Origin of the sequence: Nonomuraea sp. CA-143628 (assembly GCF_050942315.1) — a bacterium.
Lineage (GTDB): Bacteria > Actinomycetota > Actinomycetes > Streptosporangiales > Streptosporangiaceae > Nonomuraea.
On sequence record NZ_CP192072.1, the window covers coordinates 539397 to 562212 of the forward strand.

Annotated in this window: 25 protein-coding genes; 15 read left to right on the forward strand and 10 right to left on the reverse strand. The window is 68.8% G+C overall.

The genetic code is table 11. The annotated features are described in order from the left end of the window. Window positions 1–83: 83 nt before the first annotated feature. Genes ACQP2T_RS02580 through ACQP2T_RS02595 form a run of 4 tightly spaced genes read right to left on the reverse strand, consistent with a single transcriptional unit; the run spans window position 84 to window position 3686 of the window. Window positions 84–1310 carry an ABC transporter permease gene (locus ACQP2T_RS02580; RefSeq protein ID WP_433514585.1) on the reverse strand — a complete coding sequence of 409 codons (1227 nt, stop codon included), beginning with the start codon at window positions 1308–1310 and terminating at the stop codon, window positions 84–86. Continuing rightward, on the reverse strand, window positions 1310–2035 hold the full coding sequence (locus ACQP2T_RS02585; RefSeq protein ID WP_433514586.1) for an ABC transporter ATP-binding protein: 726 nt from the start codon (window positions 2033–2035) through the stop codon (window positions 1310–1312). Before ACQP2T_RS02585 ends, ACQP2T_RS02580 begins: the two co-directional genes overlap by 1 nt. Then, entirely contained in the window at window positions 2032–3159 is a 1128-nt protein-coding gene (locus ACQP2T_RS02590) for a peptidoglycan-binding protein (protein ID WP_433514587.1), read from the reverse strand. The genes ACQP2T_RS02585 and ACQP2T_RS02590 overlap by 4 nt, the downstream gene beginning before the upstream one ends. Next, complete coding sequence (locus ACQP2T_RS02595) at window positions 3159–3686, reverse strand: hypothetical protein (RefSeq protein WP_433514588.1); 528 nt, start codon at window positions 3684–3686, stop codon at window positions 3159–3161. The genes ACQP2T_RS02590 and ACQP2T_RS02595 overlap by 1 nt, the downstream gene beginning before the upstream one ends. Before the next feature lie 143 nt (window positions 3687–3829). Here ACQP2T_RS02595 and ACQP2T_RS02600 point away from each other — a divergent pair, with 143 nt between their 5' ends. Together ACQP2T_RS02600 and ACQP2T_RS02605 are read left to right on the forward strand one after the other, a co-directional pair. Beyond that, a complete protein-coding gene (locus tag ACQP2T_RS02600) occupies window positions 3830–4486 on the forward strand; it encodes a response regulator transcription factor (protein WP_433514589.1) in 657 nt (218 codons plus the stop codon). Then, window positions 4483–5649 (forward strand): sensor histidine kinase, encoded by a 1167-nt coding sequence (locus ACQP2T_RS02605; RefSeq protein ID WP_433514590.1) that lies wholly within the window; start codon window positions 4483–4485, stop codon window positions 5647–5649. Before ACQP2T_RS02600 ends, ACQP2T_RS02605 begins: the two co-directional genes overlap by 4 nt. Window positions 5650–5854: 205 nt before the next feature. Here ACQP2T_RS02605 and ACQP2T_RS02610 read toward each other — a convergent pair whose 3' ends face one another. Then, the gene (locus tag ACQP2T_RS02610) at window positions 5855–6172 is read right to left on the reverse strand and encodes a hypothetical protein (RefSeq protein ID WP_433514591.1); all 318 of its coding nucleotides are present in this window, start codon (window positions 6170–6172) and stop codon (window positions 5855–5857) included. 374 nt (window positions 6173–6546) lie between these two features. Continuing rightward, window positions 6547–6834, reverse strand: coding sequence for a hypothetical protein (locus tag ACQP2T_RS02615; RefSeq protein ID WP_433514592.1), 288 nt, complete (start codon window positions 6832–6834; stop codon window positions 6547–6549). Window positions 6835–7398: 564 nt separating this feature from the next. Between ACQP2T_RS02615 and ACQP2T_RS02620 the strand changes: the two genes are divergently transcribed. The 4 genes from ACQP2T_RS02620 to ACQP2T_RS02635 all read left to right on the forward strand — a co-directional run bounded on the left by ACQP2T_RS02620 (window position 7399) and on the right by ACQP2T_RS02635 (window position 9983). Continuing rightward, the gene (locus ACQP2T_RS02620; RefSeq protein WP_433514593.1) at window positions 7399–8457 is read left to right on the forward strand and encodes a helix-turn-helix domain-containing protein; all 1059 of its coding nucleotides are present in this window, start codon (window positions 7399–7401) and stop codon (window positions 8455–8457) included. Between the two features lie 11 nt (window positions 8458–8468). Next, entirely contained in the window at window positions 8469–9044 is a 576-nt protein-coding gene (locus tag ACQP2T_RS02625) for an HD domain-containing protein (RefSeq protein WP_433514594.1), read from the forward strand. 210 nt (window positions 9045–9254) lie between these two features. Further along, window positions 9255–9407, forward strand: a complete 153-nt coding sequence (locus ACQP2T_RS02630; protein WP_433514595.1) for an NUDIX hydrolase — start codon at window positions 9255–9257, stop codon at window positions 9405–9407. A 105-nt stretch (window positions 9408–9512) separates the two neighbouring features. Continuing rightward, window positions 9513–9983 carry a hypothetical protein gene (locus tag ACQP2T_RS02635; protein WP_433514596.1) on the forward strand — a complete coding sequence of 157 codons (471 nt, stop codon included), beginning with the start codon at window positions 9513–9515 and terminating at the stop codon, window positions 9981–9983. A gap of 150 nt (window positions 9984–10133) precedes the next feature. Here the strand turns inward: ACQP2T_RS02635 and ACQP2T_RS02640 are convergent, their stop codons facing one another. Together ACQP2T_RS02640 and ACQP2T_RS02645 are read right to left on the reverse strand one after the other, a co-directional pair. Beyond that, the gene (locus ACQP2T_RS02640; protein WP_433514597.1) at window positions 10134–10661 is read right to left on the reverse strand and encodes a DinB family protein; all 528 of its coding nucleotides are present in this window, start codon (window positions 10659–10661) and stop codon (window positions 10134–10136) included. A 470-nt stretch (window positions 10662–11131) separates the two neighbouring features. After that, complete coding sequence (locus tag ACQP2T_RS02645; protein ID WP_433514598.1) at window positions 11132–11890, reverse strand: alpha/beta hydrolase; 759 nt, start codon at window positions 11888–11890, stop codon at window positions 11132–11134. An 85-nt stretch (window positions 11891–11975) separates the two neighbouring features. On the opposite strand from ACQP2T_RS02645, the gene ACQP2T_RS02650 reads away from it, so the two are divergent. The 8 genes from ACQP2T_RS02650 (at window position 11976) to ACQP2T_RS02685 (ending at window position 20534) form a co-directional block, all read left to right on the forward strand. Beyond that, window positions 11976–13127 (forward strand): alginate lyase family protein, encoded by a 1152-nt coding sequence (locus tag ACQP2T_RS02650; protein ID WP_433514599.1) that lies wholly within the window; start codon window positions 11976–11978, stop codon window positions 13125–13127. 79 nt (window positions 13128–13206) lie between these two features. Next, a complete protein-coding gene (locus tag ACQP2T_RS02655) occupies window positions 13207–14082 on the forward strand; it encodes an FAD binding domain-containing protein (protein ID WP_433514600.1) in 876 nt (291 codons plus the stop codon). A 1-nt stretch (window position 14083) separates the two neighbouring features. Continuing rightward, window positions 14084–14551 (forward strand): (2Fe-2S)-binding protein, encoded by a 468-nt coding sequence (locus ACQP2T_RS02660; protein ID WP_433514601.1) that lies wholly within the window; start codon window positions 14084–14086, stop codon window positions 14549–14551. After that, window positions 14548–16938: an aerobic carbon-monoxide dehydrogenase large subunit gene (locus ACQP2T_RS02665; protein WP_433514602.1), complete on the forward strand. Its 2391-nt coding sequence runs from the start codon at window positions 14548–14550 to the stop codon at window positions 16936–16938. Before ACQP2T_RS02660 ends, ACQP2T_RS02665 begins: the two co-directional genes overlap by 4 nt. Window positions 16939–16957: 19 nt before the next feature. Next, window positions 16958–17689 (forward strand): XdhC family protein, encoded by a 732-nt coding sequence (locus ACQP2T_RS02670; protein WP_433514603.1) that lies wholly within the window; start codon window positions 16958–16960, stop codon window positions 17687–17689. 4 nt (window positions 17690–17693) lie between these two features. After that, the gene (locus ACQP2T_RS02675; protein WP_433514604.1) at window positions 17694–18578 is read left to right on the forward strand and encodes an AAA family ATPase; all 885 of its coding nucleotides are present in this window, start codon (window positions 17694–17696) and stop codon (window positions 18576–18578) included. Further along, window positions 18575–19336: an SRPBCC family protein gene (locus tag ACQP2T_RS02680; RefSeq protein WP_433514605.1), complete on the forward strand. Its 762-nt coding sequence runs from the start codon at window positions 18575–18577 to the stop codon at window positions 19334–19336. Before ACQP2T_RS02675 ends, ACQP2T_RS02680 begins: the two co-directional genes overlap by 4 nt. Further along, window positions 19326–20534: a vWA domain-containing protein gene (locus tag ACQP2T_RS02685; protein WP_433514606.1), complete on the forward strand. Its 1209-nt coding sequence runs from the start codon at window positions 19326–19328 to the stop codon at window positions 20532–20534. The genes ACQP2T_RS02680 and ACQP2T_RS02685 overlap by 11 nt, the downstream gene beginning before the upstream one ends. A gap of 497 nt (window positions 20535–21031) precedes the next feature. Here the strand turns inward: ACQP2T_RS02685 and ACQP2T_RS02690 are convergent, their stop codons facing one another. Further along, window positions 21032–21466, reverse strand: a complete 435-nt coding sequence (locus ACQP2T_RS02690; protein ID WP_433514607.1) for a hypothetical protein — start codon at window positions 21464–21466, stop codon at window positions 21032–21034. 376 nt (window positions 21467–21842) lie between these two features. Beyond that, window positions 21843–22181: a hypothetical protein gene (locus tag ACQP2T_RS02695; RefSeq protein ID WP_433514608.1), complete on the reverse strand. Its 339-nt coding sequence runs from the start codon at window positions 22179–22181 to the stop codon at window positions 21843–21845. Window positions 22182–22315: 134 nt separating this feature from the next. Here ACQP2T_RS02695 and ACQP2T_RS02700 point away from each other — a divergent pair, with 134 nt between their 5' ends. Then, complete coding sequence (locus tag ACQP2T_RS02700) at window positions 22316–22807, forward strand: NUDIX domain-containing protein (protein ID WP_433514609.1); 492 nt, start codon at window positions 22316–22318, stop codon at window positions 22805–22807. Window positions 22808–22816 lie beyond the last annotated feature (9 nt).

The window sequence follows — 22816 nt, forward strand, 5'->3', positions numbered from 1 at the left end:
GCGCCGGGTTGAACGCGCCGGGCGGGCCGCCGTCGGGATGGCGGCGCCGGGCGGGTCAGGTGGCGCGGGTCAAGGTGGGTGGGTCAGGGTGTGGCGAGTGCCTCGGTCGGGGAGAGGCGGGAGGCGCGGATCGCCGGGTACAGTCCGGCGACGGCGCCGATGGCCAAGGTGGCCGCGAGCCCGCCGGCCGTCGCCCACGCGGGGATCACCGCGGGCCATCCCTGGTACAGCGCGTACCCCATGGTGACGCCGGTGCCGAGGAGCACCCCGCCCGCCCCGCCGAGCGCCGAGAGCAGCAGTGACTCGGCGAGGAACTGCGTACGGATCTGCCCGCGCGTCGCACCCAGCGAGCGGCGCAGGCCGATCTCGGAGCGCCGTTCGAGCACCGAGATGACCATGGTGTTGGCCACCCCGACCCCGCCGACCAGCAGCGCGACCGCGCCGACGCCCAGCAGCAGCCCGGTGAACGCCTGGCTGGTCGCCTGCTTGGCGGCCAGCGCGTCGGAGGGCCGCGAGACGTCGACCTCGTTGGGCGCCTCCGGATTGGCCGTGCCCGCCAGCACCGAGCGTACGTTCTCCAGCTTCGACTCTTCCGTGCGGGTGTAGAGGGTCGTCGGGTACCCGTCGAAGTCCAGCTCCGCCTCCGCGACGGGCCAGCCGACCAGCACCGCGGTGTCCAGCTCGTCGGCGAGCGGCACCGGGTCGAGTACGCCGACGACGGTGAACCGCTTGCCGCCCACGACCACCTGGGTGTCCGGCCCCGCCGCGCCCACCCCGAGCCGCTGGGCCGCGCTCGACCCGAGCACCGCGGCCGGGTAGCGCTGGGTGGCCGCGTTGAGCCAGGTGCCGCTGCGCAGGGTCGCGCCCACCGTGGCCGGCAGGTCGAGCCGGGCGGCGTAGGTGTTGATGCCGTTGGTCTGCGCCTTGGGCACCTCCTCCGACCGGTAGACCTTGGCCGCGCTGACCTTCCCGGCCGCCGAGACGGCCTGGACCGGCCCGATCCGCTCGATCATCGCTTCTGCCTCGACCGGCATCTTGGCCGGCTCGCCCATCAGCGTCTGCCCGGAGGAGACGGTGAGCAGGTTGGTGCCGAGGGCCGAGAGCGTACGGTCGAGCTCGGCTCCCGACGAGGACGAGATGCCGACCACGCCGATCATGGCCGCGATGCCGATGGCGATGCCGAGCGCGGACAGGAAGGCCCGCAGCGGGCGGGTCCGCAGGCCGACGGCGCCGACCCGCAGCACATCGCCCGCCCGCATCCTGGCCGGGGTGAGCTTCGGCAGTCCCGCGTGCTCGACGACGGCCGCCATCAGGCCACTCTCTCTTCGGCCGCGGAGTCGGCGACGATCTGGCCGTCGCGCATCCGTACCTGCCGGGGCAGGCTCGCGGCGATCTCCCGGTCGTGCGTGATGATCACGATGGTGGTGCCGGCCGCGTTCAGGTCGTGCAGCAGGTCCATCACCCCGGTGCCCGAGACGGAGTCCAGGGCACCGGTCGGCTCGTCGGCCAGGAGGAGCGGGGGGTCACCCGCCACGGCCCTGGCGATGGCCACGCGCTGCCGCTCGCCGCCGGACAGCTCGTGCGGCTCGTGGTCGAGGCGGTGACCGAGCCCGACCCGTTCCAGCGCGGTCGCGGCGCGCCGCCGCCGCTCGGCGCGCCCGATGCCGGTGTAGACGAGGCCGTCGGCCACGTTGTCGATCGCCGGGACCTTGGCGGCGAGGTGGAAGTGCTGGAAGACGAAGCCGATGCGGGTGGCCCGCAGCGCGGAGAGCCGGCCGTCCGACAGTTTCGCCACGTCGTAGCCGTCGATGCGGACGGTTCCCGAGGATGGGCGGTCGAGGGTGCCGACGACGTTGAGCATCGTCGACTTGCCCGAGCCCGACGGGCCGACGATCGCGACGAGCTCGCCGCGCTCGATCTCCAAGGACACCTTGTCCAGCGCGGTGACGCCGCCGGGATAGGAGCGGGTGACGTCGGTGAGAGAGATCATCGGAAAAGAGATCAGCGACGGAGAGGCCAGCGACGAAGAGGTCATCGGGGCATCCCGACGCTCATGCCCTCGGTGAGGCCGTCGCCGGTGATCTCGACCCGGCCGCCGGAGAACAGACCCGTCTTCACGCCGACATATCGTGACTTGCCGCCTTCGACGACCTCCACGCCGTACCCGCCTTCCTGGAGCGCCACGAGCGCGGCGATCGGCACGGTCAGCACGTTCTTGCGCTTCGACGCCGTGAACGTCACGTCCACCGCGGCCTGGTCGAGCCCCTTGGCCGCCTTCTGCTTGCCGAGGGAGACGAGCGCCTCCACCCGCGTCTCGGGATCAGCGCCCTGCCCGTCGCCCGGTTCGATGACGGTGGCGACCTCGGTGACCTTGCCGGACACGGTCTTGCCGTCGGGCAGCGTGACCGATGCCTTGGCGCCCTTCTTCGCCACCCGCTGATCCTCCGTCTCCAGTTTGACGGTGATCACCTTGTCGGTGCCGGTGTAGGAGAGCACCTTCTGGCCCGGCGCGGTGGGCTGGCCGGCCTCGGCCTCCAGGCTGTCCACGCGTACCTTGGCGGCCGCGAAGACGACCCGGCCGAGCTCGACGACGCCGGTCTCGTCCAGGTTGCGGTCCTCCTGCCACTCTCTGACCGCGTCGGCCGTGGAGTCGGTGTACTCGTCGTCCACGGTGAAGCCGTCGTAGCCGAGGGCCTTGAGGTTGCGTTCGAGCTGCTCGACGTCCTTGCCCTCGGTGCCGATCCGCAGGTCGCGGTAGGCGGGTGTGGTGCCGTACATCAGCACCACCGGCTTGGCGTCGAGCCGGTACAGGGACTTGCCCCTGCCGACCGTGTCACCGCTGTCCGGCAGCCAGGTGACCGTGCCCGGCTTCCTGCTCACCGCCGTGGTGGTCGGTCCGTAGCCGAGGTCGCCGTCGGCCTCCCGCGTGTCGAGCAGCGTCTGCCTGGTCACCGTGGTGGTGGCGGGCGGCAGGGCACTGGTCGTCTTGCCCGCCGCCCGGTCGCCGCCCAGGAGGCCCATGCCGTTCACGGCCGCGCCGGCCGTACCGATGACGGCGAGCGCGAGGAGCAGGCCCGCGACCCGCCTGCCGCGACCGCGCCGGCGGCGCGGGCGATCCCCGCCCGCCGCCGCCTTGTCGTCGAGGGTGGCGGTGGACATCAGGAGCCGCCCTGGCCCATCTCGGGCAGGAACTCCTTCGAGCACTTCTCCTGCGCGGCCTTGAAGTCGGGGTCGTTGCCCACTTCCCCGGTGACGCGCAGCCCGGCGCCCTCGGGGTCGGGGAAGGACTCGACGCCGTTGTCCCGCATGCACTGGGAGAACTTGCGCATCTGCTCGGCCCTCTTGGGGTCCACCTTCCCGCCCGGTCCACCGCCGTTCGGCGCGTACTGCTTGCAGGCCTCCTGCGCCTTCTGCGCCGTCTCCGGGGAGATGCTCTTGTCCATCTTGAGCATGACCCCCTTGCCGGGCTCGGGGTCGTCCATGGGGACGCCGTTCTCGCGCATGCACTGAGCGAACTTGAGCCCCATCGCCTGCGGGTCCTGGGCGGCCGTGGCACTGGCGGCGGCGGCCGGTTTGCCGCTGCTCACCGATGCCACGTCGGAGCCCGCCGGGTCGTTCGCGCCGCAGCCCGCCAGGGCCAGTGTCAGCGCGAGCGGGATCGCGGCCAGGATGCCTCGTCGTCTCATGGTCTCCTCTTTCTCTGATCGCCTGTACGAGACGAGAGCCAACAGCGCACGCCGTTTCCCCGGCGTTTCCATGGGTGCTAACGCCGAACAAACAGCGCAACCGGCACTATCGCCCCAGTACATGACCGAAAGGGACGGGCGCGATGCGGGTTCTGGTGGTCGAGGACGAGCGCATGCTCGCCGACGCGATAGCCGAGTGGCTGCGCGAGGAGACGCACGCGGTCGACACCGCGCACGACGGGGAGGCGGCGTTGCAACGCATCGCGGTCAACGACTACGACGTGGTCGTCCTGGACCGTGACCTGCCGCTCGTCCACGGTGACGACGTCTGCCGGGAACTGGTCGAGTCCGAGTCGACCGCGCGGGTGCTGATGCTCACCGCCGCCGCCGAGATCGGCGACCGGGTGACCGGGCTCTCCCTCGGCGCCGACGACTACCTGGCCAAGCCGTTCGCGTTCCCCGAGCTCGCGGCCCGCGTCCTGGCGCTCGGGCGGCGCTCGCGCCCGGCCGCGCCACCGGTGCTGCGGCGCGCGGGGATCACCCTCGATCCCGCGCGGCGGGAGGTGTTCAGGAACGGCAGGTACGTGCCGCTGTCGAAGAAGGAGTTCGCCGTGCTGGCCGAGCTGCTGCTCGCCGACGGGGCCGTCGTGTCCGCCGAGCACCTGCTGGAGAAGGCGTGGGACGAGCACGCCGACCCGTTCACCAGCGCGGTCCGCCTGACCATACTCAAGCTGCGCCGCAAGCTCGGCGAGCCGCCGGTCGTGGAGACCGTGCCGGGAGTGGGGTACCAGATTTCATGACCACTCCCACGCTCCGCGCCCGGCTCACCCTGGTGTACGGCACGTTGTTCTTCGTCGCGGGGCTCACGCTGCTCGGCGTCACGTACCTCCTGTTCAACCAGCAGCTCGCGCAGAAGAAGACGTCCATCCTCGTCAGAGGCACCAACCTGGGCCCGCTGGACCCCGAGAAGGTCATGGACTGGGCCGCGCAGCAGGAGAGCCTGCTGCGCGGTGCCGCGACCACCTCGCTGCTCACCCAGGGCGCGATCGCCCTGGTCGTGGTCGGCTGCGCGGCGGTGGCGGTGGGGTGGGTGGTCGCCGGGCGGGTGCTCACCCCACTGCGCCAGGTGACCGAGACCGCGCGGCGAATCGCGGCCGCCCCGGTCGCCGAGCGCGGCCTGCACGAGCGGATCGCGCTGAACGGCCCGGCCGACGAGGTGAAGGAGCTGGCCGACACCTTCGACACCATGGTCGAACGGCTGGACCACTCCTTCGACGGGCAGCGCAGGTTCGTCGCCAACGCCTCGCACGAGCTGCGCACCCCGCTGACGCTGAACCGCGCGCTGGTGGAGCTGGCCATGCACCGCCGTACGGCCTCGGCCGACGTCAAGCAGCTCGGCGAGAGCCTGCTGGAGATCAACGCCAGGCACGAACGGCTCATCTCCGGGCTGCTGCTCCTGGCCCGCGCCGAGCACGAGATCGGTGATCGGTCACCCGTGGATCTGGCCGACGTGGTGAGCCACGTGATCGCGCAGGCCACCGCCGAGGCGACGGAGTCGAAGATCACCCTGCACGAGGCGGCCGGGCCCGCGCCGACCAGCGGGGACGCGCTGCTGCTCGAACGGCTGGTGCACAACCTGGTCGAGAACGGGATCCGCCACAACATCGACGACGGCACCGGCTGGGTGCGTGCCGACAGCCGCATCGCGTATGACGGGCGCGTCGAGGTGGAGGTCAGCAACACCGGGCCCGCCGTGCCGCCGTACGAGATCCCGACGCTGTTCCAGCCCTTTCGCCGGCTCGGGCCCGATCGTGTGGTCACGGCCAAGAGCGCGGGGCTGGGGCTGTCCATCGTGCGCTCGATCGCGCTCGCGCACGGCGGCGAGGTCTCGGCCCGTCCCCGCGAAGGCGGCGGCCTGATCGTGACGGCCACCTTGCCACCCCAGAGCCCGGCCCATCACTAGACCCGCACCCGCTCACTGCCCGGAGCAGCAGGCAGTGCTCCGCCTCAGGCAATAGATGTGTGACCTAACTTGGCTTTGACCGGTACTCGGCCCACAGATCGACGGCCTCCCGGAGATCAAGAGCCGTTGGGCACCGCATCTGGGCCGATGCGCCGGAGATCAGCGACCGCCGGCGACGTGAAGACGACGTCGGACACCTGTCACATCACTCGTCGTCCGGGAGGGCGGCCAGCGACTCGCGAGAATGCCCGAAAGCGGCGATTACCTCATCGAGCGAGACGCGCTCTCCCGTATCCGCGACCGACCGGGCAAGTACAAGCGCCAAATCACGCAGATCGGCCCCTGCCTCCTCAAACGCCACGACCTCGCCTGCACCCCGAGCCGCCTCCTCGGCACGTTGATCGTAGGTGGGATCGGAGAAGGCGATCGAGTTCAGCCACCAAAGGTTGAGGAGCTCGGGCAGGCGGTGGTATTCACCGGGCTCACGCGCTGCCTCCCACGCCTCGTGATACTGGGCGCTCATGCCCCCACGTTACCCGCGGCTCCCCTCGCGCCCCAGCATCCGCACTATCTGACTGACGACTCAAGGCCGCTGGTCAGGGGTTGATCGCGGTTCGGCTACGAGGGTAGGCATGGGAACAGCCGTTTGGGCATGATCGGGTTTGCGAAGAAACGATCAACCAGGAACGATACCGTGCCGCTCCACGTAAAAGGTGCTCACCGTCCGGCCGGTCTCCAGACAGCCGGGCGGGCTCGCCAGCTTGGCGGGCAGGGGTATCCGTCCCAGGTGTCGGTTCCAGCCGCGGGCGACGTGTCGGGAATCCGCGGGGTACCCCCCCGTGACCCCTGGCGGGCGTGGCGGTGCCGTCCCTCCAGTCCCACGCCGCCACGCCCGGTTTATCGGGCCTGCCCGGACAGCAACGCTGTCCAGATCATCCCAGCCTCATGGATCGAGCACGGCGAGGTCTCGCGGACTTCCGGGGTGCCGTCGAGTTGGACGGTCCGCCGGATGAACGCCTGCCCGCCGCCCTCGCACAGCTCGTACACCGTGGCCCGGCAAGAACAGGTCCAGGCCACATGACGTACCCGTTCGAGAGCCTGGTGCGGACGTCGCCAGTCCAGCCGGGTGTGACCATGCTGGGCCCTGGGCACATGCAGGTTCAGGCACTCGTCAGACAGGAGCACAGCGCACCTCAGCCGGTACTACTGGCAATGGGGTGCGAAGCTCGCGATACCGGAGAGCGATGTGACCAGCGGTGGCGACCGGGTTCTCCGTGCCATGGACGGCGTACAGCCGTCTGCCCGTCTTCTGTGACATCCGTCCCGTCCACCATCGATACCAACGCCCGTTCGTCCAGATGACGAGGTCCAGCCAGACCGACACGAGCGCGATCCCCTGTCCCTCGTGAACGTCGGCGGCGATCTGGAGGCCAGCGAGCGAGAGCTTCAGGCGCTCCGCAGAGGCGACCCAGGACGGGCGAGTAGTGGGGCCGTTGTCAGAACCCCTGATGGTCTTCGTTCTGGGTGGTGATTCCATTGATCCACCTGAATAAGTCGGTCGCGCCAGGCCCTTGCGGGTTACGCTGGATCGGCTTGTTCGTGCTGGTGGCAACGCTATGAACAGCGCGAATGCTGCAGAACTGACCGGAAGTACGAGTACGGACGGCGGTGGCTCCTCTCATGGCTCCCCATGGCAGGGGAACCCTGACCATCGGTCGGGGTAACGCTGAGGGCCGGATCTCCGGGTATATGCTCAAGGTCATCCGTGAGTCCATCGGATTGACCCAGGAACGGTTCGCCGAACGCATTGGCCTGGATGTCACGACGATTCAGGGGTGGGAATCCGGACGCCGCCCTCTCATGGCGATCTCCACAGGGACGTACCTGTCGTTGCGCCACTGGCTTCTACGGTCCGGCATCCAGCCGCGTCTGCTCTTCCAACTGGACATGGCCCTTGAGGCGGATCGGTTCGTTGGCTACGTGCTCGGCACGGAGCCGGAAAAGGCCGGAATCGAGAATCATCCGTTGGCGTCATGGGTGATCACCCGCCCGTTCACTGACCTCGTGGCCTGGCCCTTCACCGGGACCGCACCGTCCGCCATGGTGGGAGCCGCTCGGGGAACCGGCCGCCGGGGGCCGGTGGCGACCGCGCCCTCTCTTCTGCCTGACGAAAGCGCGCGTTTCTTCGATCACTTGAAGGTAGCGGCCGAGTGCGCCGACACGGATCGGGTGGACGGCATGCTGCTGCGCCGCCAGGCCCACTACGTCGCCAGCTTCGACGCCACTGCGGAAACCACGGAGTGGCTCACAGCCATGCAACGAGCTGAAGAGCGCCGGATGAACCGGGCCGGTGAGTGGACTCCGTCATGGGCAGTCGTACGGTCCGGTGCCCACTCACTGGCCAGGCTCGGCGACCGCGAAGGGTTGCAGCACTTCATCCGGGTTCACCTGGCCGACGAGGTCTGCGAGATGGCGAACCTCAACTACTGGGCTTACTGGCTCGGTGAGGTCGGCGAGCCCCAGTTGGCGGACACGTTCATGATCGAGCTGAAGCCGGACGTCTGGCGCGGGACCGAGCTTCTCCGGCATCTGATCGGCAAGCTGGACTCCGCCAACCCCTACCTCGACGTGGTGGCCCATACGCTGTGGGCACTGGTCATGCTGCGCCCCTCGACGTTGGACGCACATCGTACAGATGCCCTCAGAGACGTGGCCTTCCGTACGCTGGACGAGGCCATCGCGTCACCGCAGTCCCAGCGCGAACTGGAGGCGGTCATCTACGCTCTGCGCATGATCCACCGAGGGTGAGAGGGGATTCCATGGCGGAGGAACTGTCGAGGCTGACGGGCCTGCTGTATGAGATCGGACTGCTCAAGCGCTACAAGCGCACGGGCTGGCTGGTCGCGGGAGTACGGGATCCCGAGAGCATCGCCGATCACTCCTTCCGAACGGCGGTCATCGCGAGTGTGATCACGGCCCTGGAAGGTGGCAATCCCGAGCGTGCGGCGTTCCTGAGCCTGTTCCACGACACCCAGGAGACTCGCGTTACCGACATCCCCTACATCGGCAAGCGTTATCTGAAAGCGGCGCCGAACGAGGAGGTCACCGCCGACCAGGTGCGCGGCGTTCCGGGGCCGGTCGCGGAGATGATGGGTGGCGCGGTCGGTGAGTACGAGGAGAAGAGCAGCCTCGAAGCCGTCTGCGCCCGCGACGCCGACAAGCTCGAATGCCTGATCCAGGCCGTCGAGTACCGCGAGCAGGGGCATCAGAACGTCCAACCGTGGATCGACAGCTCGCTCGCTGCGCTGCGGACGGCGTCCGCGAAGCGCCTTGCGGACGAGGTGCTCAGCACGGGATCGCTGGAGTGGATGACGCAGGTCCTCAACGGAGAATGAGTCACCTGAGAGCGAGTCTGGGCCGGAGCCGTTCCGCGGTCCGGCGCCGAGATCTGAAAGGCACCCCAAATGGGACGAGTCGAGTACTGGAATGACTCGAACGTCCCGAAGGGGAACAGCCTGGTGTCGGCCTGCGGGACGGTCACCGTGGACGACGCGGGCCGCATCCTCATGTAGTGCCGACGGGACACCGGCCAGTGGGCGTTGCTGATGGGCAAGATGGAGATCGGCGAGACGCCCTCGCAGTGCGCCGTGCGGGAGACCGAGGAGGAGACCGGCGTTCGCGTCGAGCCGGTCGGCATTCTCGGCATCTACTCCGACCCCGGCCACATCGTGGCCTACACGGATCGCCCCTTCGGATAGCAGAAGGCGGTCTGTTCGGTACGTGGACGGCCGCTTGACTGGCGTTCTGGGTATGGACCGGTCGGATCGCCATCATCAGAACGTGTTCTGATACACACTCATGGCGTGAGCACCAGCCATGTCGACGCAGTGACATTTTCTGACTTGTCGAGAAATCCCCGAGCGGTCGCCGAGCGCGCGGCACGCCTGGGACGCGTGCGTGTCACACATTGGGATGCTCCAGACTTCTATCTGACCGCGGCGGACCGTGAGGAGGAACGCGAACGGACGCTGGCTACCGCGTCCCGGCTGTTCCTTGCCTTGATCAAGCAAGATCCCACCGCGAGTGCGCTGGTCATAGCCATGCCGGAGGTCTTCCCGTGGGTTCGCCACCTGTCCTCGGACGAACTACGTTCCTTCACTCTGGAACTGGTCGAAGCGCTCTCCGACGCGGCCGAGCTGGATGTCGATGCCACCATCCGAGAGGTCATCGCGGGCTGGCGGGCCACGGCCAGAATCAAGGCCGACCCCGCGCGCTACGCCGAGGCTCGCAAGCCCACGAGCGGCGACTTCGGGCCGGTGCAGGTTTCTGCGTGAGCCCGAAGCGCGGAGATCGGGTTACGGTGCCTCCGCCGGATGGCGAGTGGAGATGAATTGCGCACCCTGGACATCCATCACCACTCTGCTGATCAGTGGGTACGTCGGTGAGGTGCCGGGACCTAGATACGGGTGATGCCGGGAGGGTCGTTACGCTCCCGTGGCCCCATCGATGCGCTCCCGGATCAGGTCGGCGTGCCCGGTGTGCTGCGCGTACTCCTCCAAGAGGTGGATGTAGATCCAGCGGAGGCTGACCTTGCCGGTCGGCGCCTTGGGGTCGTCGGCCAGCTCGTCGAGGTCGATGCTCGCGACCGCGGCGTCGCAGGCAGCCGTCTCCGCGAGGAAGGCGGCGTAGTCAGCCTCGGCATCGGCGTCGGCCACCAGGTCGAAGTCGCCGTCTTCGTACTCCTCGGTGATGTGCAGATCGGGCAAGTCCTCGTGCAGGAACTTCTCCCGGAACCACCAGCGCTCGACTTCCGTCATGTGTCGCAAGAGGCCGAGCAGCGTCAGGTTGGACGGCTCCACGGAGGCGGTCTTCAGTTGCTCGGCGGTGAGGCCGGCGCATTTGCGCAGCAGGAACACCCGGCGGAGCTTCAACCAGTTATCCAGCATCTCGCGTTCGCCACAGGCCATGTCCGTCCGAGATCGCCGCTCTACGTCGGGTGCTGTCCACGTCATGTCACCATCATGATGACCTGCGCAACCGATTTTGCGGGTACGCGCGTGTCATGCCCGCCGCCGCCCAGGCGGCAGCACGAAGGGACAACCCACGGGTTCGTGGTTGCCGAGTTGCGTAGACGACGCCTCAGCTGTCAGGAGCCCGCTCCTGTCCGCAGGCGTATCGCTCGAAGATGGGGCTCGACCAGGGCATCCCTGTCCCGGCCTCGGCGACAAATCCTTGTCAGCAGGCTCTGAGGGGTCGACGTCGATCGCCTCCACCAGGTCGGCAATGCTCACGCCATTGTGGAGAAGGGCCGCGCGCTTTGGTCGGACGCCGGGAGCCGCGCCTGCCCTTGTGAAGTACGGTTGAGTCAACTTTAGTTCGGTCAAGTACACTTCGGCGCGCCTCTTCGTGGACGAGCTGATCAGATTCACCGGCGCGCCCGTGTCGCGGCCTTCCGCAGCTCCGGGATGATCGACCGTATCGCTCAGGTGCGCGGGCCGAAGCCCTGGTCGGCGAGCCAGGTGGCGCAGAGGCCGGGCCAGGCGGACGCGGCCAGGCCGCCGCCCTGGGCGAGCCCGAGCCCATGCTTGCCCTCGGGAAAGACATGCAGCTCGTACGGCGTGCCGGCGCGGCCGAGCGCGTCGGCGAACAGCAGGCTGTTGGCGGCCGGCACCCCTCGGTCCGCCGCCGTGTGCCAGAGGAACGTCGGCGGCGTCTCGGCGGTCACGTTGAGGTGCGCGGACAGGGCCGTCGCCTGCTCCTCGGTGGCGTCAGGGCCGAGCAACTGGCGGCGCGAACCCGAGTGCGCGCTCCACCCGATGAGGTCGATGACCGGATAGCCGAGTATCAGGGCATCCGCGCGGTTCCCGTCCTTGGCGGTGGCGAAAGTGGCGGCGAGGTGGCCGCCCGCCGAGAACCCCATGACGGCGACCCGCGCGGCCCCGCGCTCCCGGACGACGCGCACCGCCTGACGCAGGTCGTACAGCGGAGCCGGATGCAGCGGCTCGCGCCCCGGCTCGCCACCGGCCACCCGGTACGCCAGCACGTAGGCGTCGATGCCGAGCGTGACCAGCCAGCGGGCCACGTCCGCGCCCTCGTGGTCGGCCAGCCGGGAGTAACCGCCGCCGGGGCACACCACCACCGCGCCCGTGGCCGGGCCGTCCGCCGCGTAAAGCGTCAAGCTCGGGGATTCACCGGTGGCCGGGCCGGGGGGAGTCTCCGGCCAAAGGGGAACGTCGATCATGCCGGGCACTCTACTCTCCAGAAAAGTTAGGAAACTTTCCTAAGCGGGTTGACCGGGCCCCGTAACGCTCGTTGGATGAGCTGTCATGACCCCCCGTATCATCGCCACCGCCGCCCTGGTCGCCTCTCTGGCCCTGCCGCTGCCCGCGGCCGCCGCCCCCGCGACCTTCACCCACCCCGGAGTGCTGCTCGGCCGGGACCAACTCGACTTCATGCGTACCAAGGTCAACGCGGGCGCGCAGCCGTGGAAGTCGGCCTACGACCAGATGATGGGCCACTCGCTGGCCTCACTCACCCGTGCGGCCAAGCCCCGCGCCGTCGTCGAGTGCGGCCCCTACTCCAACCCCAACAACGGCTGCACCGACGAGCGCCAGGACGCGCTCGCCGCGTACACGATGTCTCTGGCCTGGTACGTCACCAGGGACGCCAAGTACGCCAAGAAGGCCATCGAGATCATGGACGCCTGGTCCGCGGTGATCAAGGACCACACGAACAGCAACGCGCCCCTGCAGACCGGCTGGGCCGGCTCGGTCTGGCCACGGGCGGCCGAGATCATCCGCTACACCTACACGAGCTGGCCGAACGTCGACCGCTTCGCCACCATGCTGCGCACCGTCTATCTGCCGAAGGTCATCAACGGCTCCAACAGCAACGGCAACTGGGAGCTGAGCATGATGGAGGCGGCCGTCGGCATCTCCGTCTTCCTGGAGGACCGGACGAGCTACGACAAGGCGATCACCAAGTACCGCGGCCGGGTGCCCGCCTATGTCTACCTCAGCACCGACGGGGAGCTGCCCAAGGGCGCGCCCGGCAGCGGCAACGACACTCGAGACGAGCTCGTCAAGTACTGGCAGGGGCAGACGACCTTCGTCACCGGCCTCACCCAGGAGACCTGTCGCGACTTCACCCACACCGGCTACGGGATCTCGGCCATCTCCCACGTCGCCGAGACGACCAGGATCCAGGGCCAGGACCTCTACCCGGAGGTCGGCGAGCGGCTCAGGCAGGCGCTCGGTTTCCAGTCGAAGTACCAGCTCGGCGCGGCCGTGCCCTCCTGGTTGTGCGGCGGCAGCCTGAACCTGGGCCTCGGCCCGATCACCGAGGTCGGCTTCAACCAGCTCCACAACCGCCAGGGCATCCCGATGACGAACACCCAGCAGCTCACCGAGCAGCAGCGTCCCGCGGGCACCAACCAGCTCTTCGTCGCCTGGGAGACCCTCACCCACGCGGGCAGTTAAGCCTTTCCTTAGGTGAGCGTTGACAACCTCGCTGCGCAGGAGTCGTCTGAGGGCCCACGACGAGCGAGGGGGTGTCCGGATGCAGGTTCCAGCGCCGTTGGAGTACGAGCGGGCCACCAGCGTCGATCACGCCATCGGGCTGCTGGAGCGGCTCGGTGGCTCGGCGCGGCTCATCGCGGGCGGGCACAGCCTGCTCCCGATGATGAAGTTACGGCTCGCCACTCCCGAATATCTGATCGACATCAACGACCTGCACGCCGAGCTCGGTTACATCAGGACCGAGCCCGGCCAGGTCCGCATCGGCGCGATGACCCGGCATCGCGAGCTGCTGGAGTCGGCCGAGCTGGCCGCGACGTTCCCGATCTTCGGTGACGCCGAGCGGGTCATCGCCGACCCGGTCGTCCGCAACCGGGGCACGCTGGGCGGCTCGCTCTGCCAGGCCGACCCGTCGGAGGACCTGTCGGCGGTGTGCACCACATTGGGCGCCAGCTGTGTGATCCGGGGCGGCGCGGGCGAACGGGTCGTGAGCATGGAGGAGTTCTACCGGGGTCCCTATGAGACCGCGGTCGAGGACGCCGAGATGCTGGTGGAGATCCGCGTTCCGATCAGGCCCAACGGGTCCAGCGCGTACGAGAAGGTCGAGCGGCGCGCGGGTGACTGGGCGATCGTGTCGGCGGGCGCGGCCGTGTGGCTGGACGGCGACGTGATCTCCGACGCCCGCGTGGGGCTCGCCGCGGTCGGCCCGAACACGACCGGGATGCCCGCCGTCTCCGCGGCCCTGCGCGGCAGGGAGCCGTCCGAGGAGCTGTACGAGCAGGCCGGGGAGCTGGCCGCGCAGCACTGCGACCCGGTCACGGACATGCGCGGCAGCGCCCTGTACAAGCGCCACCTCGCCAAGGAGCTCACCAGGAGGGCCCTGCGCCGCTCCGTCGCCCGGCTCAGAGAAGGGGTGTGACGTGCGCGTATCGATGATCGTGAACGGCGAGGAGGTCACCAGGGAGATCGAGGGGCGCCTGCTCCTGGTCCACTTCCTGCGTGACCACCTCGGGCTGACCGGCACCCACTGGGGCTGTGACACCAGCAACTGCGGCACCTGCGTGGTCTGGCTCGACGGCGAGCCGGTCAAGTCGTGCACCGTGCTCGCGGCGATGGCCGGCGGCCACGAGGTGCGCACGGTCGAGGACCTCGAACAGAACGGCACGCTCGACCCCGTCCAGCAGGGCTTCATGGAGTGCCACGGCCTGCAGTGCGGGTTCTGCACGCCGGGGATGATGATGACCGCCAGGGCGCTGCTGGATCGCAACCCCGACCCCTCCGAGGGCGAGATCCGCGAGGCGATCTCCGGTCAGATCTGCCGCTGCACCGGTTACGCCACCATCGTCCGCTCGGTGCGCTGGGCCGCCGCCAAGGAGGCGACATCGTGACCAGCACCGAACACCGGCCCGCCGGATTCACCGACAACGACCAGAAGCCGCTCGGCCACGGCCGGATGCTCCGCAAGGAGGATCCGCGCTTCATCCGCGGCCGGGGCCGCTACGTCGACGACGTGCAGCTGCCCGCGATGCTGCACCTGGCGATCCTGCGCTCGCCCGTCGCGCACGCGCGGATCGTGAGCATCGACGTCAGCGCGGCGCAGGCGCACCCGAAGGTCAAGGCCGTCGTCACCGGCGCCGACCTGGCCGCCCAGGGCCTGGCCTGGATGCCCACACTCTCCAACGACGTGCAGGCCGTCCTGGCCACGGACAAGGTCCGCTTCCAGGGCCAGGAGGTCGCGTTCGTGGTGGCCGAGGACCGCTACTCCGCCCGCGACGCCCTGGAGCTGATCGACGTCGAGTACGACGTGCTCGACCCGGTGATGGACGCCCGCAAGGCCCTCGACCCCGCTGCGCCCGTGATCCGCGACGACCTCGACGGCAAGACGGACAACCACTGTTTCGACTGGGAGACGGGCGACGCGGCGGAGACGGCCGCGGTGTTCGACACGGCCGACGTCGTGGTGAGCCAGGACATCGTCTACCCGCGCGTACACCCCGCGCCGATGGAGACCTGCGGCTGCGTGGCCGACTTCGATCGGGTCGAGAGCAGGCTGACCCTGTGGTCGACGACGCAGGCGCCGCACGCGCATCGTACGCTGTACGCCCTGGTCGCCGGGCTGCCCGAGCACAAGATCCGGGTCATCTCGCCCGACCTCGGCGGCGGCTTCGGGGGCAAGGTCCCGATCTATCCCGGCTACGTCTGCGCGATCGTCGCCTCGATCGTGACCGGCAAGCCGGTGAAGTGGGTGGAGGACCGCGCCGAGAACCTCATCAGCACCGGCTTCGCCCGCGACTACATCATGCGCGGCGAGATCGCGGCCACCCGGGACGGCAGGATCCTGGCCATCCGCACGAACGTGCTGGCCGACCACGGCGCGTTCAACGGCGTCGCCGCGCCGACGAAGTATCCGGCGGGCTTCTTCGGCGTGTTCACCGGCAGCTACGACCTGCGGGCCGCCTACTGCAAGATGACCGCCGTCTTCACCAACAAGGCGCCGGGCGGGGTCGCGTACGCCTGCTCGTTCCGCATCACCGAGGCGGTCTACCTGGTCGAGCGGATCGTCGACTGCCTGGCGTACGAGCTGGGGATGGACCCGGTCGAGCTGCGCGTGAAGAACTTCATCCAGCCCGACCAGTTCCCGTACACGACCAAGACCGGCTGGGTGTACGACTCGGGCGACTACGAGCCCACCATGCGCAAGGCCATGGAGATCGCCGGGTACGAGGAGCTGCGCAAGGAGCAGATGGAGCGGCGCGCCCGCGGCGAGCTGATGGGCATCGGCGTCTCCTTCTTCACCGAGGCCGTCGGCGCGGGCCCGCGCAAGAACATGGACATCCTCGGCCTCGGCATGGCCGACGGCTGCGAGCTGCGCGTACACCCGACGGGCAAGGCGGTCGTCCGGCTGTCGGTGCAGAGCCAGGGGCAGGGCCACGAGACCACGTTCGCGCAGATCGTGGCCGAGGAGATCGGCATCCCGCCCGCCGACATCGACGTGGTGCACGGCGACACGGACCAGACGCCGTTCGGCCTCGGCACGTACGGCAGCCGCTCGACCCCGGTGTCCGGCGCGGCGGCGGCCCTGGTCGCCCGCAAGGTACGCGACAAGGCCCGCATCATCGCCTCCGGCATGCTGGAAGTCTCGGTCGCGGACCTCGACTGGGACAAGGGCGCGTTCCGCGTCAAGGGCGACCCGGCCAAGTCCGTCACGATCCAGGAGATCGCGATGCGGGCGCACGGCGCCGGGGACCTGCCCGAAGGCATCGAGGGCGGCCTGGAGGCGCAGATCTGCTACAACCCGGAGAATCTCACCTACCCGCACGGCGCCTACATCTGCGTCGTCGACATCGACCCCGGCACCGCCCAGGTCAAGGTGCGGCGCTTCATCGCGGTGGACGACTGCGGCACCAGGATCAACCCGATGATCATCGAGGGTCAGGTCCACGGCGGCCTCACCGACGGGGTCGGCATGGCGCTGATGGAGATGATCGCGTTCGACGAGGACGGCAACTGTCTCGGCGCCTCGCTCATGGACTACCTCATCCCCACCTCGCTGGAGGTGCCCGACTGGGAGACCGGCTTCACGGTGACCCCCTCACCGCACCACCCGATCGGGGCCAAGGGCGTCGGCGAATCGGCCACCGTCGGCTCCCCGCCGGCGATCGTCAACGCGGTCGTCGACGCGCTCAAGCCGTTCGGCATCCGGCACGCCGACATGCCGCTCACCCCCTCGCGGGTGTGGGACGCCATGCGTGGCGTGCCCACGCCGCCGATCTGATCTCCTTTTGGAGCCGTAGATGCCGTACACCAAGCGCATGGAGGAACTGGTCGCCGAGCGCGTCCCGTTCGTCCACGCGGTCGTCGTCCGGGCCCAGCTGCCCACGGCGGTCAGTCCGGGCGACGACGCCATCATCCTGTCCGACGGGTCCATCGAGGGGTTCGTCGGCGGGCAGTGCGCCGAGAGCTCCGTGCGTACGGCGGCGCTCTCGGCGCTGTCGGACGGGCGGACGGTGCTGCTGCGGGTGCTGCCGGAGGGCGAGCCGGACTTTCCCGACTCGCCGGGCGCGCAGGTCGTGGTGAACCACTGCCTGTCCGGCGGCGCACTGGAGATCTTCCTGCAGCCACTGCTGCCGCCTCCGGTGCTCTGGGTCGTCGGCACCTCGCCGATCGCCACGGCTCTCGCCGCCCTGGCCGGGCCCTTGGACTTCACCGTACGAGCCGCGGACGCCTCGCCCGGTCCGGCGGGTGCCACCGCGGCCGTCGTGTGCAGTCACGGGCGCGGCGAGCCGGAGGCGATCCGGGCCGCGCTGGAGGCCGGTGTCGGCTATGTCGGCCTGGTGGCCAGTCGGCGGCGGGGCACGTCGGTGCTGGAAGAGATGGGGCTGAGCGAGGAGGAGCGTCGGCGGGTTCACTCGCCGGCCGGTCTCGTGATCGGTGCCCGTACGGCGCCGGAGATCGCGCTGTCGATCCTCGCCGAGATCGTGACCGCCATCCGTACGGGGGATCTCGCGCGGGCGGGAGGGCGGTAAGGACGTGGCGTCTCATGCGCCTACCGCGTTCGCCGGCGCGGACGGCATTCGCCGCCGCCTTGACGAGCTCGACTACCTGGTGGACGACGGCACGGCGGCGGCGCTGTACTTCGCCCTGACCCTCGGGCGTCCTCTGCTGCTGGAGGGCGAGCCCGGAGTCGGCAAGACCACCGCCGCCAAGGCCCTGGCCCGCGCCCTGGGCACGCCGCTGATCAGGCTCCAGTGCTACGAGGGACTGACTGCGGGCGAGGCCCTCTACGAGTGGAACTACCAACGTCAGATGCTGGCCATCCGCCTGGCCGAATCCCGCCACGACCGGCTGAACGACGCCGACCTGTTCACCGAGGCGTTCCTCCAGGAGCGCCCGATCCTCCAGGCCATCAGGCACCGCGGGCCGCAGCCGCCCGTACTCCTGATCGACGAGATCGACCGGGCGGACGACGAGTTCGAGGCGCTGCTGTTCGAGTTCCTGGGGGAGGCGGCGATCACCATCCCCGAGCTGGGCACCTTCACCGCCGAACGCCGCCCGGTCGTCGTCCTGACCTCCAACCGCAGCCGCGACCTGCACGACGCGCTGCGCCGACGCTGCCTGTACCACTGGATCGACTTCCCCGCCCCGGAACGGGTGGCGGAGATCCTCCGGCGTACGGTCCCCGCCGCGAACGACGCGCTGATCCACGCGGTCACGGACTTCGTCGGCCAGGTGCGCCGCCTCGACCTCGACAAGGCGCCGGGCATGGCCGAGACCATCGACTGGGTCTCGGCCCTGTCCTCCTTGGGCGCGTCTGGGCTGGTCCGGGACGACGTCGTACGGACATTGAGCACCCTCGCGAAGACGCTGGACGACCGCGCCGCCATCACCGAGGCGCTCGACCGGAGGGTTAAATGAAGATCGACAACGAGTTCACGGTCAGCGTGCCCATCGAACGAGCCTGGGAGGTCCTCACCGACCTGGAGGGCATCGCGCCGTGCATGCCCGGAGCCCGCCTCACGGGCGTGGAGGGTGACGTCTATTCGGGCAAGGTACGGGTGAAGGTGGGGCCGGTCGTCTCCGAGTACGCCGGGACGGTCAGGTTCCTGGAGAAGGACGACGCGGAGCGCCGGGCCGTCATCGACGCCAAGGGGCGGGACTCGCGTGGGGCGGGCAACGCCTCGGCGGCCATCACCGCCCAGTTGCGTGCTGACGGGCCGCGCACGGTCGTGTCGGTGGACACGGATCTGAAGATCTCCGGGAAGGTGGCGCAGCTCGGCAGCGGCATGATCAAGGAGGTCTCCAACAAGCTGCTCGGCCAGTTCGTCACCTGCCTCGAAGCCAAGCTCACGGAGCCGGTCCCTGACACGGCGGCTCTCGACCCGGCGGCCCCCGACACATCCGCCCCCGACGCGTCCGCCCCCGACGCGTCCGCCCCCGACACGTCGGTCACCGACACGAATGAGGTGCCCACCACCGAGGCGCCTGCCGCTGAGCCCCGCGCTACTCAGACGCCCGTCACTGAGGCACGTGTTCGCGAACCGGAGCCGGAACCGGAACCGTTGGACGTGCTGGGCGTCGCCGGTGGGGCCATCTACAAGCGCCTGGTGCCGCTCGTCGTCGGGGTGGTCGTGGTCATCGTGGCGGTGGTCGTCATCTGGACCGTTGTCTCATAGCGGGCGGCGGCCGGGAGCCCTGCTGGCGGGCGTAGACCGGGCGGCTTTCGCCGCGGCGCTGGCCGTACGGCTGCGGCGGCACGGTGTGCCCGTGGGCTTCACCGGCATCGAGGACTTCACCCGCGCCCTCGCGATCGCGCCCCCGGGTACGCTGCCGGAGCTGTACTGGACCGCGCGCGTCAACCTGGTACGGCGGCAGTCGGAGATCGAGCCCTTCGACGAGGTGTTCGCGGCCGTCTTCCACGCGACAGGGCCCGCCCTCGACCCGCACGCCCGCCGCAGCCCCCTCAGCACGGCGAACGGCACCACCGACGAGGCGTTCGCCCCGCTGCCGACCGCTTCCCACGGGGGCGACGACCCCGGCGGGCTGCCCTGGATGACGCTGCCGGCGGTGGTCGCGACCGCCGAGAGCTCGGACGGCCCGGCCGTTCCGGAACGGCTGCCGAGTGACGCCGAGGGGCTGACCGACGTACCGTTCGAGCAGCTCGGCGACCGGGAGTGCGAGCTGCTCGGCGCGTGGCTCGCGGAGACCGTGACCGCCTGGCCGGTACGGCGCAGCCGCAGGCGGACGGTGTCGTCAAGAGGGCGCGCCATCGCGGTACGGGCCACGCTGGCGCATGCTCGCCGTACCGGCTGGGAGCCGCTCCGGCTGGCCAGGCAGCGGCCCGTCGACCGGCCCCGGCGCGTGCTCATGCTCTGTGACGTCAGCCAGTCGATGCAGGCCCAGGCGTCGGCGTACCTCCATCTGATGCGGGTGCTCGCGGTGGTGGCGGACGCGGAGGTGTTCGCGTTCGCGACGACGCTGACCCGGCTGACGCCGGTACTCGCGCACCGCTCGACGACCGCCGCGATCGAGCTGGCCTCCGAGCGAGTGAGCGACAGGTTTGGGGGTACGCGGATCGCGACCAACGTACGGGCGCTGCTGTCCTCGCACCACGGCGCGAAGGTGCGGGGCGCCATCGTGCTCATCGGCTCGGACGGCTGGGACGCCGACCCACCGGAGCAACTGGCCGCCGCGATGGCCCGGCTGCGCCGCCGAGCGCACCGGGTGATCTGGATGAACCCCCGGGCCGCCGCACCCGGCTTCGAACCGCGCGTGGCCGGGATGGCGGCGGCGCTGCCGTACTGCGACCTGCTGCTCCCCGCCGACACGTTCGGCTCGCTCCGCACCGTACTCACGGAACTCGCTCGCGCCTGACACGTTGCCTACCAGGGCAGACCTTCACGGCAGGCGCGACAGCGCGCCGGACCTTGCACCCTCTGGTCACGGGGGCAGACCTTGTGGGCGTTCGCGCGCTGCCGCGCCGTCCTTCAGACACGGCGTACGGCAAATGCGTCACCTTCCGGCACCTGGAGAGGTGAGTTGCCGCCGCCATGCCCGTCTGCGGGGTAATCGCGCTCGCCGGTAGCCGTGCTCTTGTTGCTCGTGCTCGTCAATCAGGGTGATCCAGACGAGACGCGCCTGTGAGTAGCGTCCTCTGCCTGTCTCCTCGTAGCCGTGTTCGGCCGGTCGCAGCACGAGGAACTCCCCGCCCTGACACACCCACTCATACGCGCCACAGCACGAGGTTTCGCCGATGCGCACCCGCTGACACCTGGACGTGTCGAAAGGCTCCCAGCTGATCACACGACTAGGCAGCCGACCAACCGTGCGTCGCGACCTCGCGGCTCCTTTGCGCCCGTCGTCGGGCACGTTCATGGACCGACCCCGAAGTTCACCTCTGATACGACCTCAGCGATCACAGGCGACCACGGGTGACGTTCGAGCAATTCGCGATACCGTTCGCCGACCAGTCGCGCCACGGACGAAACCCCAACAAACTGGCATCCGGTGTAGACCCACCGCCCCGTCTTGGGATTAATCCGACCGGTCCACCAGATATAGCGCCACACGCCGTCAGGGCCGCACTCGACCCAAACGACCAGATCAATCCAGACCGACGCCAGCGCTACGCCGTAGCCGTCATGTACGTCCGCCGTGATCCCCTGCAACGCCAGCTCATCGCGCAACCGGTTTGCTACATGCAGCGCCGGACCCTCCACGCTGGTGACTAGTTCGCTACTTTGGCGAGGAATGCCGTGTTTTTTCCGTCCCTCATGAGACGACTCATTGCTATGTCTGAGGAGCATGCAGGCAGGATTCACTGGATCATTTGGACAGCGCGCCGACACCCCTAGACATCTGAGGACATCTTCCGGTCAACTAGATTTCCTGGCTTGTCCTGTGATGAGAAAGTAGGGTCATGGTCAATGAACGCCTCCGCCGCACTATGCTTCGTGCTGGCCTGGACATCCAACAGCTCGCCGACATGGCCCAGGTCAGCGTAAAAAGCGTCGGCCGGTGGCTCCAAGGAACCTCCGTTCCTTATCCGAAGACTCGCTATCGGGTTGCTGCGCTTCTTGAGGAAGACGAGTCTTATCTATGGCCTGAGGCCGTCGATCAAGCGTCCCTGGTGGGGGCGGAGCTCGTCGCTAGCTACCCGCGCCGGAACGACGTGCCACGTCATCAGTGGACGAAACGCTCCGGACGGCCAGCCGGAATATCGATTTGCTCGCGTTCGCCGGATTGTTCCTGACCGAAGAACACCCTGACTGGATTCCAACGCTCATCGCCAAAGCGGAAGCCGGAGCCAGAGTTCGGCTGCTCCTCGGTGATCCACAGGGAAAACAGTTGGTATCGCGTGATGCCGAACATCAGATCGGCGGAGGAGTCGCTGGTCGCGTAACGGCGGTACTGAGCTACTACACCGAGCGCATGCCCCTCAGCGTACATATCCGCCTTCACGACACTCCGCTCTACAACAGCATCTATCGTTTTGACGATGAGATGCTGGTTAATGTCCATGTGTACGGCATCCTCGCCGCGTACACGCCCACGCTGCATCTCCGTCGGGTCGATGGGGCATGGTTCAACACGTATGTGGAGTCCTTCGAGCGGGTATGGGCATCTGCTCGCCCACTAGAGCGAGGGGCCCCGGCGTGAAGAAGAAACGGCGTATCGACTACTGGCGCGACCCGGACGCGCCTGAACCGACCAGTCGCAAGGCATCAGCAAGCGTGTTCGTCATCAACGATAACGGCTACCTATTACTACTCCGCCGCACCGACAACCACCTCTGGACCATTCCAACCGGTGCGGTAAAGAAGGGGGAGACTGTTTCCGAAGCCGGTGCTCGCGAATGCCTGGAAGAGACGGGCATAGAGGTTGAGGTCACGGGCCTGGTGGGAATTTTCTCGACACCGGATCACGTGATCGTCTATATGCACGGCGACAAGGTCGATGAGGTACGTCAGCCAATCAATGTCTGCCTACGTGCTCGCATGTTGAGTGGCGCTCTACGGCCCAATCCAAAGGAGTCCCGCGAGGTGCGTTGGGTAGATCCCTCTCAACTCGGTAACTACGAGATCCAGCCAGCCATTCGGCGCCGCATCGACTGTGGCCTAGAAGGCGTGGAGCCGTACATCGACTAAGTGGACTAA